This is a genomic window from Streptomyces griseicoloratus (genome assembly GCF_014534645.1).
Classification (GTDB): Bacteria; Actinomycetota; Actinomycetes; order Streptomycetales; family Streptomycetaceae; genus Streptomyces; species Streptomyces griseicoloratus.
Map to the genome: position 1 here is coordinate 23,062 of NZ_JACVQF010000220.1, position 12,461 is coordinate 35,522.

Below are 12,461 nucleotides of genomic sequence, written 5' to 3' on the forward strand. Positions count from 1 at the left end.
CGCGAACAGTGCGCGGGGCGCAGGCGGCAGGTTGTTCAAAGCACTACCGCTTACGTGAGCACTGTTCTTGTCTGTTCGGATGGTGCGTGGAACGGACAGGGATACGCCGGCACCCGAACGGGGCGCGGGGCGGTCGGCGGGGCGTGGCGTGGGGCGGTTGAAGCAACCGCTCCCACCGCTCGCGGCGACGGTGTCGGCGGTACCCGCCCAGCGGATGCCGGGCCGCCTCGGGGCGCGCAAGCACGCCGCCGCGTCCGGCCGGCGGCGCCAGGGCGGCGGGCGGCTGTACGTCGTCGACGGCATCCGCCTCGTCGCCGCGCTGATGGTCGCCGCGCACCACTACGCCGGCACCTGGCGCGTCGACCAGCCGGGCAACGCCATCTGGGACCGGCCTGTGTCGGACATCATGCCGACGGTCTTCCGCTTCGCCTCCTACGGCTGGATCGGCGTCGAGATCTTCTTCGTGATCAGCGGCTTCGTGATCTGCATGTCCTGCTGGGGCCGGACCCCGCGCCAGTTCTTCGTGTCGCGCGTGATCCGGCTCTACCCGGCGTACTGGTTCGCGGTCGCGTTCACCACGGCCGTGCTGATGGCCGTACCGGGCGTGTGGGAACGCCTGCGACTGCGCGAGGTCCTGCTCAACCTCACCATGCTCCAGTCCGGCTCGGCCGTCCCGAACGTCGACGGCGTCTACTGGACCCTCTGGTCGGAGCTGCGCTTCTACCTGCTCTTCCTGGTCGTGGTCGCCATGGGCCTGACGTACCGCAGGGTCGTGGTCTTCTGCTGCGTGTGGGGAGCGGGGGCGATGCTCGCCCCCGTCTCGGACCTCCACCTGCTGGAACTGGTCGCCAACCCGGACGGTGCCTGGTACTTCATCGCGGGGCTGGCCCTCTACCTCATGCACCGCTTCGGCCAGGACCTGCTCCTGTGGGGCATCCTCGCCATGTCCTGGCTGATGGGCCAGCTGGAGCTGGGGAACAGGATCGAGGAGGTCGAGCGTGTCTCCGGCTGGCGCGGCAGCGTGCTGATCTTCACGGCCTTCCTGCTCTTCATGGTCGCCGTCGCGCTCGGCTACACCGACCGGATCCGCTGGAAGTGGCTGGTGACGGCGGGCGCCCTGACCTACCCCCTCTACCTGACGCACTACGTGGCGGGCACGACGCTGATCAACCGCCTCCGCGACACGATGGACGCCCGGCTGCTGGTCGTTGTGGTGGTCGCCGGATTCCTGATCCTGAGCTGGCTGATCCACCGCTGCGTGGAGCGCCCGGTGTCACGCCTGCTGAAGAACGGCCTGGACACGTCGTTCGCGCGGCTGCGCAACGCGGGGAACCCGCCTCGTTGACGTAGGGGGACCTCTCACGACCGACGCGCTGGACATATTTCTTATGATCACACCACGCGCATGTGTGTGGCGGTGCCAAAGTTGCGGGGGAGGCATTCAGTGGTGACAGCGTCGGCTGGGAGCGGGCAAGCGGTCGTTGGCACGAGGTTGAATCAGCTTCCGGCGGATCAGGGCGGGGGAGCAACGAGCCCGATGAGGCCCGCGGGAGGGCGCAAGGACATTGCCTCCTCGCCTGCAGAGAAGAAGGCTGCAGCGAAGGCAATTGAGGAGCACATCGAGCCTGACACCCACAAGGCCGGGCGGTGGGCGGACGATGACACAGCCGACGTGGTGAAGGCGTTCGGACCCAAGGACGGCGACGGCTGGCTCACCGCAGGGGCGCTGAAGAGCGCACATGAAACCTGGAGCGATCAGGTCAAGAACCTGTTGGACCGGCTCGGTGCGGACAAGAGCGCGCTGCGCAGTGCCAACACGGTGCTGCAAAACACCGACCTCGCGGTAGGAGCAGGAGTCCGTCAGGCCTCCTCGCTGGACCGGTACTGACCGGCCGGGAGGAGGGGGGAGCCCAGATGCCCACCTATCACGAGATCATGACCACGGACCTTGCCGCGCTCACCACCGCCGCAAGCCGCTGGGATGGCATGGCGGGTGAATTCGCCAAGCAGGAGAAGGCCTATCGCCGGGATGTGTATGGCATTTCCTTGGGCAGTAGCTGGATGGGTTTGAGCGCCGACACGGCCAACCGTCGTTTCGAGACCACGCTCAAGGAATTCCAGAAGGCCCAGACTGAGGCAAGGGCGGTCGCCTCGCTCCTGCGTGACGCACACACGCAGTTCACGGACCTGCGCAGCAAGTTGCAGTCTGCCCGCTCGGACGCCGTCGACGCCGGCATGGCGGTCTCAGACCAGGGCTTGGTCTCCTACGACACCACGAAGCTCAGCGAGGGCGAGCGCACCGCCCTACACCATGACCCCGACTACCAACAGGCCGTGCGCGCGGCCGTTGCGTCGTGGCAGGCGCGTATCAACCAGCTTGTGAAGGACGTGGGGGACGCCGACATCGGCGTCCAGACCGCTCTTAACGCGGTGGTGATCGACTCCGACATCAGTGACGGTACCTTCAATGGCTTCAACGGTCGGGCCCAGGGAGACATCGAGAAGTACGAGGCCGAGGCCGCTGCACCGGCCAAGGAGGCCCGTACCAAGACTGACGGGTGGGTATCGGAAGGCAAGACCTCGGCCACTGGTCCCGACGCCGGCTTCACCGTGACCACCGATCCCAAGTACGGCAAGGAAGGCTCGGTCAAGGCGTACGCCGACCTGTTCCACGCCACCGCCGAGGGGACGTTGACGAACGGCGGCTGGAAACTGTCCGGGATCGCCGACGGCTACGGCGGCGCCAGGGCCACCGCCAACTACGGATTCAACGAGAAGGGCGTCGTGGGCAAGGCCGAGGCGTCCGCCGGGCTGCGGGGACTGGTCGAGGGCCGGGCCGAGTACGGGCCGTACGCCGGCGTCTACGGACGCACCGAAGGTTTCGCCGGCGCCGAGGCCGGGGTCAACGCCAAGGTGACCAAGGAGGAGGTCACCGTCGGCGCCAAGGCGTTCGCCGGGGCCAAGGGCAGCGTCGCCGGGGGTGTCGAGATCGCCGGCATCGGCATCGGCGGCACCGCCGAGGGATGGGCAGGACCGGGCGCGGAAGCATGGTGGGGCTACAAGAAGGACGACGACGGCAAGTTCCACCTCGGCGGCAAGGCCGGTGCCTCACCCATCCTGGGGGGCGCGGTGGGGGTCGAGATCACCGTTGACCCGCACAAGGTGGGCGAGACTCTCGGCGATGCGGTGGACGTCGTGGGCGACGCTGTCGACAGCGTCGGCGACGGCTTCGGGTACGTCAAGGACGGCATCACCAGTCTGTTCTGATCTACTTTCTCTGGAAAGGGGCCCCTTCATGCCTACGTCACTGCCGATCCCCATCGAGTTCCGGCTGCCGGAGGGCTGGCTTCCTGCCGCCCGGCAGGAAGAGGCCGTGGCGGCGGACGTCGCCTTCGCGGCGGTGCATCCGCGGCCGGACGCCGGCTTCGCCGCCAACATCACCCTCGACGGCGAGGTGGCATCGGACGAGGCGCCGCTAGAGGCCCTCGCCGACCGGGCTGTTCAGCATCTACGGAGCGTCGCGGACTCGGTCGTGGTGGCCGACCGGCGCGAGGTCGGCTCCGAGGACGCACCCGGGGTGGTCCAGAAGCTGACGTTCTCGGCGACGGTCGGGGGCATGTGCCGCGCTCTCGTCCAGTCACAGGTGCTGCTGGCCATGGCGGACGTGCGGGACCCCCACCGACGCGCCGTGATCCGGGCCGTGCTGACCTCCACCGAGGGGCAGTTCCCGGAGGTCGTACCGGAGTTCCAGGAGTTCCTCGGGAGTATCCGGCCGGGCGGCGCGTCGTCCTAACGCGTCGCGGGCCTTCAGGTCGCGTCACGTCATCCGACACTCACAGGCGGTTGTTCATGGGGCTTTTCGACAAACTGACCGGCACCAGGCGGCCCGACAGCGCTGCCGGGCCGCGTCCGGCCGAGGACGTCCGGACGGCGTTGCTCGCGCTCAACGACACGGACGCGCCCTACCGGGTGCGCAACGCGCTTCCGGACGAGAAGGCCGACCTGGTGGCGGAGTGCCACATCCGGCGGGTCGGCGTCCGGCTCCGGACCCGGATGCGGCTGGTGCCGGACAAGCACGAGGTGCGCTTCCTCGACGAGCGGTGGGAGAACCGCTCCGGCGGCAACGCCGAGGGTCAGTATGGACGCGGACACGCGCCCGCGGTGTTCCGGCAGTGGGAGAAGCAGCAGGGGCCGGACGGCCGCGAGCACCAGGTCGAGGCGTTCCGTTTCGACACCCGGGAGATGACCGACCCGCTGCGGGACGCGGTGCTCGGCGCCGGATGGACCTGGCGGGGAGTGTTCCGGCTCTGACAGGCGGTCAATGACGTCCCGCAACCCTTTCGAGTGACCGACCTGCCACGTACGGTGGTCGGTGAGGTGTCGTGACCCTGCGTGATCGACGGAGGGCCCCAGCCTCCTCGACGGACTCACCGGCACCCGGTGCCGGGTGCTTCTCCTCGTTCCGCCGAGGACGTCCGCGGCGGGCTGATCGCGCTTGGTGCGGGAGAGCGCGTGGCCCGGGTTTGATCTACGTCACCCCCGGGGTATTCTCTCCGGCTCGATTGGCCAGTGTCGTGTCTCGTGTGGCAGACTAGCGGGGTTGCTCGGTCGAGTGCCGATGCTGCGCGCCTCCCGCCGGGGGGACCGGAAGCGAGTCCCACAGTACTCGTCGTCCCTGATCAGGGGCGGACGTACGGGAATCTTCCGGGAAGCGTCAGCGGGGTACCGGCCAGGCGCCCGGTGGGCCTCTCGCCCCCGGCCTGCGGTTCCGGAAGGGCCCGCGCTCCCCCAGCAGGGAAGTCCTGGAGCAGGACATCTGTGTCAGCGGGAGTGCGACACGCCCGACCGCGTGGGTCGGAGGGGAAGGCCGGAACGCCGGGTTCCAGAGCGTTTACGAGAGACAGGACTACGAAGTAGCCATGGCGGGACAGAAGATCCGCATCCGGCTCAAGGCCTACGACCACGAGGTCATCGACTCCTCGGCGAAGAAGATCGTCGAGACGGTGACCCGCACTGGTGCGTCGGTCGCGGGCCCGGTGCCGCTGCCCACTGAGAAGAACGTGTACTGCGTCATCAAGTCGCCGCACAAGTACAAGGACTCGCGCGAGCACTTCGAGATGCGCACGCACAAGCGCCTGATCGACATCCTCGACCCGACCCCCAAGACCGTTGACTCTCTGATGCGACTCGACCTGCCGGCCGGTGTCGACATCGAGATCAAGCTCTGAGGCTGGTGGGCTGAGAATGGCTAAGCAGATCAAGGGCATCCTGGGCGAGAAGCTCGGTATGACGCAGGTGTGGGACGAGAACAACCGTGTTGTTCCGGTCACCGTCGTCAAGGCCGGGCCCAACGTCGTCACCCAGGTCCGTACGAACGACGTCGACGGCTACGAGTCCGTCCAGATCGCCTTCGGCGAGATCGACCCGCGCAAGGTGAACAAGCCCCTCAAGGGCCACTTCGCGAAGGCCGACGTCACCCCCCGTCGCCACCTCGTTGAGATCCGCACGTCGGACGCCAGCGAGTACACCCTCGGCCAGGAAGTCACCGCCGAGGTGTTCGAGGCCGGCGTGAAGGTCGACGTCACCGGCAAGAGCAAGGGCAAGGGCTTCGCCGGTGTCATGAAGCGCCACAACTTCGGTGGCCTCGGCGCCGGTCACGGCACCCAGCGCAAGCACCGCTCGCCGGGTTCCATCGGTGGCTGCGCCACCCCGGGCCGCGTGTTCAAGGGCCTGCGCATGGCGGGTCGCATGGGCAACGAGCGGGTCACCACCCAGAACCTGACCGTCCACGCCGTTGACGCGGAGAAGGGTCTGCTGCTCATCAAGGGCGCGGTTCCCGGTCCGAACGGCGGCCTCGTCCTGGTCCGCACCGCGGCCAAGGGGGCCTGAGGTAACCGATGAGCACTGTTGACATCCTTTCGCCGGCGGGCGACAAGGCCGGTACCGTCGAGCTCCCCGCGGAGATCTTCGGCGTTGAGAAGGTCAGCATCCCGCTGATCCACCAGGTCGTCGTCGCGCAGCTGGCCGCTGCCCGCCAGGGCACGCACAAGACCAAGACCCGCGGTGAGGTCCGTGGTGGCGGCAAGAAGCCGTACCGCCAGAAGGGCACCGGCCGCGCGCGCCAGGGTTCGACCCGCGCGCCGCAGTTCGCCGGCGGTGGCGTCGTGCACGGTCCCGTGCCGCGCGACTACTCGCAGCGCACCCCCAAGAAGATGAAGGCTGCCGCTCTGCGTCACGCCCTCACCGACCGGGCGCGCCACAACCGCATCCACGTCGTCTCCGGCGTGATCGAGGGCGAGACCCCCTCCACCAAGGCCGCCAAGAGCCTGTTCGGCAAGATCAGCGAGCGCAAGAACCTGCTGCTCGTCGCCGACCGCTCGGACGAGGCCGCGTGGCTGTCCGCCCGCAACCTGCCCCAGGTCCACATCCTGGAGCCGGGCCAGCTGAACACGTACGACGTTCTCGTCTCGGACGACGTGGTCTTCACCAAGGCCGCTTTCGAGTCCTTCGTCGCCGGCCCGAAGGCCAACGACAACGAAGGGAGCGAGGCCTGATGGCTATCCGTCACCCCTCCATCGCCTCGAAGGCCGCCAAGGCCGCCAAGGCCGCGCGCGTGGCCAAGGCCCGCCGCCAGGCCGCCGAGGGCAAGAACACCGTCGTCACCCCGGCCAGCAAGGCGTACACGGACCCCCGTGACGTGCTGCTGAAGCCGGTCGTGTCCGAGAAGAGCTACGCGCTCCTCGACGAGAACAAGTACACGTTCATCGTCGACCCGCGTGCCAACAAGACCCAGATCAAGGAGGCCGTGCAGTCGGTCTTCTCGGTCAAGGTCACCGGGGTCAACACGATCAACCGCCAGGGCAAGCGCAAGCGGACCCGCACCGGCTTCGGCCAGCGTTCCGCGACCAAGCGCGCGATCGTGACCCTCGCCGAGGGCGACCGTATCGACATCTTCGGCGGTCCGACCTCCTGACGGAGGTCCGGATCGTCCGATATCGGACGAGGACTGAGAAATGGGTATCCGCAAGTACAAGCCGACGACTCCTGGCCGTCGTGGCGCCAGCGTCGCCGACTTCGTCGAGGTCACGCGGTCCACGCCGGAGAAGTCGCTGGTTCGCCCGCTGCACAGCAAGGGCGGCCGTAACAACGCCGGTCGTGTGACCGTTCGCCACCAGGGTGGCGGACACAAGCGCGCCTACCGCGTGATCGACTTCCGTCGTCACGACAAGGACGGCGTGCCGGCGAAGGTCGCGCACATCGAGTACGACCCCAACCGCACCGCGCGCATCGCGCTCCTGCACTACGCGGACGGCGAGAAGCGCTACATCCTCGCGCCGCGTGGCCTGAACCAGGGCGACCGCGTCGAGAACGGTCCCGGGGCCGACATCAAGCCGGGCAACAACCTGGCCCTCCGCAACATCCCGGTCGGTACCACGATCCACGCGATCGAGCTCCGTCCCGGTGGCGGTGCCAAGTTCGCCCGCTCCGCCGGTGCCTCCGTGCAGCTGCTCGCGAAGGAGGGCGCCTACGCCCACCTGCGCATGCCGTCCGGTGAGATCCGCCTGGTCGACGTCCGCTGCCGCGCCACCGTCGGCGAGGTCGGCAACGCCGAGCAGAGCAACATCAACTGGGGCAAGGCGGGCCGCAAGCGGTGGCTGGGCGTTCGCCCGACCGTCCGTGGTGTGGTCATGAACCCGGTTGACCACCCGCACGGTGGTGGTGAGGGCCGGACCTCCGGTGGTCGTCACCCCGTGTCTCCGTGGGGCAAGAAGGAAGGCCGTACTCGTTCGCCCAAGAAGGCGTCGAACAAGTACATCGTCCGCCGCCGCAAGACGAACAAGAAGCGCTAAGGACGGGTTGAGATGCCTCGTAGCTTGAAGAAGGGACCCTTCGTCGACGACCACCTGATCAAGAAGGTGGACGCGCAGAACGAAGCCGGTACCAAGAACGTCATCAAGACCTGGTCCCGTCGCTCGATGATCGTCCCGGCGATGCTGGGCCACACGATCGCGGTGCACAACGGCAAGACCCACATCCCGGTGTTTGTCACCGAGTCCATGGTCGGCCACAAGCTCGGCGAGTTCTCGCCGACCCGCACCTTCCGGGGCCACGTCAAGGAAGACCGGAAGTCGAAGCGCCGCTAGTCAGCGGGGTGGAATGACCATGACAAACACCGAAGGGACAACCATGGAAGCCAGGGCCCAGGCGCGGTACATCCGCGTCACGCCCATGAAGGCCCGCCGCGTGGTGGACCTCATCCGTGGCATGGACGCCACGGAGGCTCAGGCGGTCCTGCGTTTCGCCCCGCAGGCCGCGAGCGTGCCGGTCGGCAAGGTGCTGGACAGCGCCATCGCCAACGCCGCGCACAACTACGACCACACCGATGTCGACAGCCTCTACATCTCCGAGGCCTACGTCGACGAGGGCCCGACCCTGAAGCGGTTCCGTCCGCGCGCCCAGGGCCGCGCCTACCGGATCCGCAAGCGGACCAGCCACATCACCGTGGTCGTCAGCAGCAAGGAAGGAACCCGGTAATGGGCCAGAAGGTAAACCCGCACGGGTTCCGGCTCGGTGTCACGACCGACTTCAAGTCGCGTTGGTACGCCGACAAGCTGTACAAGGACTACGTCAAGGAAGACGTCGCCATCCGTCGGATGATGACGTCCGGCATGGAGCGCGCCGGCATCTCCAAGGTCGAGATCGAGCGCACCCGTGACCGCGTCCGCGTGGACATCCACACGGCCCGTCCGGGCATCGTCATCGGCCGCCGTGGCGCCGAGGCCGACCGCATCCGCGGCGACCTCGAGAAGCTCACGGGCAAGCAGGTCCAGCTGAACATCCTCGAGGTCAAGAACCCCGAGACCGACGCTCAGCTCGTGGCCCAGGCCGTCGCCGAGCAGCTCTCCTCCCGCGTCTCCTTCCGCCGCGCCATGCGCAAGAGCATGCAGTCGGCGATGAAGGCGGGCGCCAAGGGCATCAAGATCCAGTGCGGTGGCCGCCTCGGCGGCGCCGAGATGTCCCGCTCGGAGTTCTACCGCGAGGGCCGTGTGCCCCTGCACACGCTCCGCGCGAACGTGGACTACGGCTTCTTCGAGGCCAAGACGACCTTCGGCCGCATCGGTGTGAAGGTCTGGATCTACAAGGGCGACGTCAAGAACATCGCCGAGGTCCGCGCCGAGAACGCCGCCGCCCGTGCGGGCAACCGCCCGGCCCGTGGTGGCAGCGACCGCCCGGCCCGTGGCCGCGGTGGCGAGCGTCGCGGGCGCAAGCCGCAGCAGCAGTCGGCTCCGGCTGCCGAGGCCCCCAAGGCCGAGGCTCCGGCGGCTGCCGCTCCGGCTGAGAGCACCGGAACGGAGGCCTGACCGAAATGCTGATCCCCCGTAGGGTCAAGCACCGCAAGCAGCACCACCCGAAGCGCAACGGTATGTCCAAGGGTGGAACGCAGGTTGCGTTCGGCGAGTACGGCATCCAGGCGCTGACCCCGGCCTACGTGACGAACCGCCAGATCGAGGCGGCTCGTATCGCGATGACCCGTCACATCAAGCGTGGCGGCAAGGTCTGGATCAACATCTACCCGGACCGTCCGCTCACCAAGAAGCCGGCCGAGACCCGCATGGGTTCCGGTAAGGGTTCTCCGGAGTGGTGGATCGCGAACGTCAAGCCCGGACGCGTGATGTTCGAGCTGTCGTACCCCAACGAGAAGATCGCCCGTGAGGCGCTGACCCGTGCGGCCCACAAGCTGCCGATGAAGTGCCGGATCGTCAAGCGCGAGGCAGGTGAAGCGTGATGTCGGCCGGTACCAAGGCGTCCGAGCTGCGCGAGCTGGGCAACGAGGAGCTTCTGGCGAAGCTCCGCGAGGCCAAGGAAGAGCTGTTCAACCTCCGCTTCCAGGCGGCGACCGGCCAGCTCGAGAACCACGGCCGTCTCAAGGCGGTCCGCAAGGACATCGCCCGGATCTACACCCTCATGCGTGAGCGTGAGCTCGGCATCGAGACGGTGGAGAACGCCTGATGAGCGAGAACAACGTGACTGAGAACACCGAAGCGCGCGGCTTCCGCAAGACCCGCGAGGGCCTTGTCGTCAGCGACAAGATGGACAAGACCGTCGTCGTCGCCGTTGAGGACCGCGTCAAGCACGCTCTGTACGGCAAGGTCATCCGCCGTACGAACAAGCTCAAGGCACACGACGAGCAGAACGCCGCGGGCGTCGGCGACCGCGTCCTCCTCATGGAGACCCGGCCGCTGTCCGCGACGAAGCGCTGGCGCGTCGTCGAGATCCTCGAGAAGGCCAAGTAATTCCTGCGGGCAAACCCGCAGGTCAGTTCCGCCAGGCTCCGGGGGCCGTTCACTGAACGGCCCCCGGGGAACCGGCAGACGATCAGGAGATAGACGTGATCCAGCAGGAGTCGCGGCTGCGTGTCGCCGACAACACGGGTGCGAAGGAGATCCTCTGCATCCGTGTGCTCGGTGGCTCCGGTCGCCGCTACGCGGGTATCGGTGACGTCATCGTCGCCACCGTCAAGGACGCGATCCCCGGTGGCAACGTGAAGAAGGGTGACGTCGTCAAGGCGGTCATCGTTCGCACCGTCAAGGAGCGCCGCCGTCCGGACGGCTCGTACATCCGCTTCGACGAGAACGCCGCCGTCATTCTGAAGAACGACGGCGACCCTCGCGGCACCCGTATCTTCGGCCCCGTGGGCCGTGAGCTGCGCGAGAAGAAGTTCATGAAGATCATCTCCCTCGCGCCGGAGGTGCTGTGAGCATGAAGATCAAGAAGGGCGACCTGGTCCAGGTCATCACCGGCAAGGACAAGGGCAAGCAGGGCAAGGTCATTGCCGCTTACCCGCGCGAGGAGCGTGTCCTGGTCGAGGGTGTCAACCGGGTCAAGAAGCACACCAAGGCCGGGCCGACCGCTCGCGGTTCGCAGGCCGGCGGCATCGTCACCACCGAGGCCCCCATTCACGTGAGCAACGTTCAGCTCGTCGTGGAGAAGGACGGCAAGAAGGTCGTGACCCGCGTCGGTTACCGCTTCGACGACGAAGGCAACAAGATCCGCGTTGCCAAGCGGACGGGTGAGGACATCTGATGGCTACCACCACCACTCCGCGTCTGAAGACGAAGTACCGCGAGGAGATCGCGGGCAAGCTGCGTGAGGAGTTCTCCTACGAGAACGTCATGCAGGTTCCCGGCCTCGTCAAGATCGTGGTCAACATGGGTGTGGGCGACGCCGCCCGCGACTCCAAGCTGATCGAGGGCGCCATCCGCGACCTCACCACGATCACCGGTCAGAAGCCGGCCGTCACCAAGGCCCGCAAGTCCATCGCGCAGTTCAAGCTGCGTGAGGGTCAGCCGATCGGTGCCCACGTCACGCTCCGTGGCGACCGCATGTGGGAGTTCCTGGACCGCACCCTGTCGCTCGCGCTTCCGCGCATCCGCGACTTCCGCGGCCTGTCCCCCAAGCAGTTCGACGGCCGTGGCAACTACACCTTCGGTCTCACGGAGCAGGTCATGTTCCACGAGATCGACCAGGACAAGATCGACCGTGTCCGGGGTATGGACATCACCGTGGTCACCACGGCGACCAACGACGAAGAGGGCCGTGCCCTTCTCCGTCACCTCGGCTTCCCGTTCAAGGAGGCGTGAGCGAGATGGCGAAGAAGGCTCTCATCGCGAAGGCTGCTCGCAAGCCCAAGTTCGGCGTGCGTGGCTACACGCGCTGCCAGCGCTGCGGCCGTCCCCACTCCGTGTACCGCAAGTTCGGCCTGTGCCGCGTGTGCCTTCGTGAGATGGCTCACCGCGGCGAGCTGCCGGGCGTGACCAAGAGCTCCTGGTAATCCGGGTAGTTCCGGACTCCCAGGGCTCTCGGTAAGCAACTGGGTCGGCAGGGGCCCGGCCCCCCATGCCTTAGGCTTGTGGGGTTGGGCGTCTGCCGCGCCCGTACGACTTACTACGCCGTAGGTCCACCGCGCCGCACCCGTCCCGTCTCGGATCGGGGAGAGGGATGGCGCACCAGGAAACCCCGGCGAGAGAGGCCGAAGGCCAATTCATGACCATGACTGATCCGATCGCAGACATGCTTACGCGTCTGCGGAACGCGAACTCGGCGTACCACGACTCCGTGGCGATGCCGCACTCGAAGATCAAGTCGCACATCGCGGAGATCCTCCAGCAGGAGGGCTTCATCACGGGCTGGCGTGTCGAGGACGCCGAGGTCGGCAAGAACCTCGTCCTCGAGCTGAAGTTCGGCCCGAACCGTGAGCGCTCCATCGCGGGCATCAAGCGGATCTCCAAGCCCGGTCTCCGGGTGTACGCGAAGTCCACCAACCTGCCGAAGGTGCTGGGCGGCCTCGGCGTGGCGATCATCTCCACGTCGCACGGGCTCCTCACCGACAAGCAGGCCGGCAAGAAGGGCGTGGGTGGGGAAGTCCTCGCCTACGTCTGGTAGCGGAAGGGAACGGAGGA

21 protein-coding genes are annotated in these 12,461 nt (G+C 67.4%); all 21 read left to right on the top strand.

Annotated features, from left to right (window positions below; genetic code table 11):
• Positions 1–157 precede the first annotated feature (157 nt).
• The 21 genes from H0H10_RS28250 to rpsH all read left to right on the top strand — a co-directional run bounded on the left by H0H10_RS28250 (position 158) and on the right by rpsH (position 12,444).
• A complete protein-coding gene (locus H0H10_RS28250; protein ID WP_223180557.1) occupies positions 158–1,345 on the top strand; it encodes an acyltransferase family protein in 1,188 nt (395 codons plus the stop codon).
• A 192-nt stretch (positions 1,346–1,537) separates the two neighbouring features.
• Positions 1,538–1,888 (top strand): hypothetical protein, encoded by a 351-nt coding sequence (locus tag H0H10_RS28255; protein ID WP_223180558.1) that lies wholly within the window; start codon positions 1,538–1,540, stop codon positions 1,886–1,888.
• Between the two features lie 26 nt (positions 1,889–1,914).
• Positions 1,915–3,267 (top strand): hypothetical protein, encoded by a 1,353-nt coding sequence (locus H0H10_RS28260; protein WP_188183969.1) that lies wholly within the window; start codon positions 1,915–1,917, stop codon positions 3,265–3,267.
• Between the two features lie 28 nt (positions 3,268–3,295).
• Positions 3,296–3,793: a hypothetical protein gene (locus H0H10_RS28265; RefSeq protein ID WP_188183970.1), complete on the top strand. Its 498-nt coding sequence runs from the start codon at positions 3,296–3,298 to the stop codon at positions 3,791–3,793.
• Between the two features lie 56 nt (positions 3,794–3,849).
• Complete coding sequence (locus H0H10_RS28270) at positions 3,850–4,311, top strand: hypothetical protein (protein ID WP_188183971.1); 462 nt, start codon at positions 3,850–3,852, stop codon at positions 4,309–4,311.
• Positions 4,312–4,919: 608 nt separating this feature from the next.
• Positions 4,920–5,228 carry a 30S ribosomal protein S10 gene (gene rpsJ / locus H0H10_RS28275; protein ID WP_003948644.1) on the top strand — a complete coding sequence of 103 codons (309 nt, stop codon included), beginning with the start codon at positions 4,920–4,922 and terminating at the stop codon, positions 5,226–5,228.
• Between the two features lie 16 nt (positions 5,229–5,244).
• Entirely contained in the window at positions 5,245–5,889 is a 645-nt protein-coding gene (gene rplC / locus H0H10_RS28280; RefSeq protein WP_004984533.1) for a 50S ribosomal protein L3, read from the top strand.
• Between the two features lie 8 nt (positions 5,890–5,897).
• Positions 5,898–6,554 (top strand): 50S ribosomal protein L4, encoded by a 657-nt coding sequence (rplD, locus tag H0H10_RS28285; protein WP_188183972.1) that lies wholly within the window; start codon positions 5,898–5,900, stop codon positions 6,552–6,554.
• Positions 6,554–6,973 carry a 50S ribosomal protein L23 gene (gene rplW / locus H0H10_RS28290; RefSeq protein WP_188183973.1) on the top strand — a complete coding sequence of 140 codons (420 nt, stop codon included), beginning with the start codon at positions 6,554–6,556 and terminating at the stop codon, positions 6,971–6,973. The genes rplD and rplW overlap by 1 nt, the downstream gene beginning before the upstream one ends.
• A 40-nt stretch (positions 6,974–7,013) precedes the next feature.
• Entirely contained in the window at positions 7,014–7,850 is an 837-nt protein-coding gene (gene rplB / locus H0H10_RS28295) for a 50S ribosomal protein L2 (RefSeq protein WP_188183974.1), read from the top strand.
• 12 nt (positions 7,851–7,862) lie between these two features.
• The gene (gene rpsS / locus H0H10_RS28300; RefSeq protein ID WP_004984529.1) at positions 7,863–8,144 is read left to right on the top strand and encodes a 30S ribosomal protein S19; all 282 of its coding nucleotides are present in this window, start codon (positions 7,863–7,865) and stop codon (positions 8,142–8,144) included.
• 43 nt (positions 8,145–8,187) lie between these two features.
• Positions 8,188–8,535 (top strand): 50S ribosomal protein L22, encoded by a 348-nt coding sequence (gene rplV, locus H0H10_RS28305; protein WP_028420772.1) that lies wholly within the window; start codon positions 8,188–8,190, stop codon positions 8,533–8,535.
• Positions 8,535–9,362: a 30S ribosomal protein S3 gene (gene rpsC, locus H0H10_RS28310; RefSeq protein WP_188183975.1), complete on the top strand. Its 828-nt coding sequence runs from the start codon at positions 8,535–8,537 to the stop codon at positions 9,360–9,362. The genes rplV and rpsC overlap by 1 nt, the downstream gene beginning before the upstream one ends.
• 5 nt (positions 9,363–9,367) lie before the next feature.
• Positions 9,368–9,787, top strand: a complete 420-nt coding sequence (gene rplP, locus H0H10_RS28315; protein ID WP_009190136.1) for a 50S ribosomal protein L16 — start codon at positions 9,368–9,370, stop codon at positions 9,785–9,787.
• The gene (gene rpmC, locus H0H10_RS28320; protein ID WP_007494763.1) at positions 9,787–10,011 is read left to right on the top strand and encodes a 50S ribosomal protein L29; all 225 of its coding nucleotides are present in this window, start codon (positions 9,787–9,789) and stop codon (positions 10,009–10,011) included. The genes rplP and rpmC overlap by 1 nt, the downstream gene beginning before the upstream one ends.
• Entirely contained in the window at positions 10,011–10,295 is a 285-nt protein-coding gene (gene rpsQ / locus H0H10_RS28325) for a 30S ribosomal protein S17 (protein WP_004984524.1), read from the top strand. The genes rpmC and rpsQ overlap by 1 nt, the downstream gene beginning before the upstream one ends.
• 95 nt (positions 10,296–10,390) lie before the next feature.
• The gene (gene rplN / locus H0H10_RS28330; RefSeq protein ID WP_003998823.1) at positions 10,391–10,759 is read left to right on the top strand and encodes a 50S ribosomal protein L14; all 369 of its coding nucleotides are present in this window, start codon (positions 10,391–10,393) and stop codon (positions 10,757–10,759) included.
• A 2-nt stretch (positions 10,760–10,761) separates the two neighbouring features.
• The gene (gene rplX / locus H0H10_RS28335; protein WP_004984523.1) at positions 10,762–11,085 is read left to right on the top strand and encodes a 50S ribosomal protein L24; all 324 of its coding nucleotides are present in this window, start codon (positions 10,762–10,764) and stop codon (positions 11,083–11,085) included.
• Entirely contained in the window at positions 11,085–11,642 is a 558-nt protein-coding gene (gene rplE / locus H0H10_RS28340; RefSeq protein ID WP_004984522.1) for a 50S ribosomal protein L5, read from the top strand. The genes rplX and rplE overlap by 1 nt, the downstream gene beginning before the upstream one ends.
• 5 nt (positions 11,643–11,647) lie before the next feature.
• Positions 11,648–11,833: a type Z 30S ribosomal protein S14 gene (locus tag H0H10_RS28345; protein WP_003948630.1), complete on the top strand. Its 186-nt coding sequence runs from the start codon at positions 11,648–11,650 to the stop codon at positions 11,831–11,833.
• Positions 11,834–12,045: 212 nt separating this feature from the next.
• Positions 12,046–12,444: a 30S ribosomal protein S8 gene (gene rpsH, locus H0H10_RS28350; RefSeq protein ID WP_055493175.1), complete on the top strand. Its 399-nt coding sequence runs from the start codon at positions 12,046–12,048 to the stop codon at positions 12,442–12,444.
• Positions 12,445–12,461: the final 17 nt, after the last annotated feature.

Coding starts and splice junctions, on each gene's coding strand:
- H0H10_RS28255 (WP_223180558.1), top strand. CDS start 1,538: ATGAGGCCCGCGGGAGGGCGCAAGGACATTGCCTCCTCGCCTGCAGAG.
- H0H10_RS28260 (WP_188183969.1), top strand. CDS start 1,915: ATGCCCACCTATCACGAGATCATGACCACGGACCTTGCCGCGCTCACC.
- H0H10_RS28265 (WP_188183970.1), top strand. CDS start 3,296: ATGCCTACGTCACTGCCGATCCCCATCGAGTTCCGGCTGCCGGAGGGC.
- H0H10_RS28270 (WP_188183971.1), top strand. CDS start 3,850: ATGGGGCTTTTCGACAAACTGACCGGCACCAGGCGGCCCGACAGCGCT.
- rpsJ (WP_003948644.1), top strand. CDS start 4,920: ATGGCGGGACAGAAGATCCGCATCCGGCTCAAGGCCTACGACCACGAG.
- rplC (WP_004984533.1), top strand. CDS start 5,245: ATGGCTAAGCAGATCAAGGGCATCCTGGGCGAGAAGCTCGGTATGACG.
- rplD (WP_188183972.1), top strand. CDS start 5,898: ATGAGCACTGTTGACATCCTTTCGCCGGCGGGCGACAAGGCCGGTACC.
- rplW (WP_188183973.1), top strand. CDS start 6,554: ATGGCTATCCGTCACCCCTCCATCGCCTCGAAGGCCGCCAAGGCCGCC.
- rplB (WP_188183974.1), top strand. CDS start 7,014: ATGGGTATCCGCAAGTACAAGCCGACGACTCCTGGCCGTCGTGGCGCC.
- rpsS (WP_004984529.1), top strand. CDS start 7,863: ATGCCTCGTAGCTTGAAGAAGGGACCCTTCGTCGACGACCACCTGATC.
- rplV (WP_028420772.1), top strand. CDS start 8,188: ATGGAAGCCAGGGCCCAGGCGCGGTACATCCGCGTCACGCCCATGAAG.
- rpsC (WP_188183975.1), top strand. CDS start 8,535: ATGGGCCAGAAGGTAAACCCGCACGGGTTCCGGCTCGGTGTCACGACC.
- rplP (WP_009190136.1), top strand. CDS start 9,368: ATGCTGATCCCCCGTAGGGTCAAGCACCGCAAGCAGCACCACCCGAAG.
- rpmC (WP_007494763.1), top strand. CDS start 9,787: ATGTCGGCCGGTACCAAGGCGTCCGAGCTGCGCGAGCTGGGCAACGAG.
- rpsQ (WP_004984524.1), top strand. CDS start 10,011: ATGAGCGAGAACAACGTGACTGAGAACACCGAAGCGCGCGGCTTCCGC.
- rplX (WP_004984523.1), top strand. CDS start 10,762: ATGAAGATCAAGAAGGGCGACCTGGTCCAGGTCATCACCGGCAAGGAC.
- rplE (WP_004984522.1), top strand. CDS start 11,085: ATGGCTACCACCACCACTCCGCGTCTGAAGACGAAGTACCGCGAGGAG.
- H0H10_RS28345 (WP_003948630.1), top strand. CDS start 11,648: ATGGCGAAGAAGGCTCTCATCGCGAAGGCTGCTCGCAAGCCCAAGTTC.
- rpsH (WP_055493175.1), top strand. CDS start 12,046: ATGACCATGACTGATCCGATCGCAGACATGCTTACGCGTCTGCGGAAC.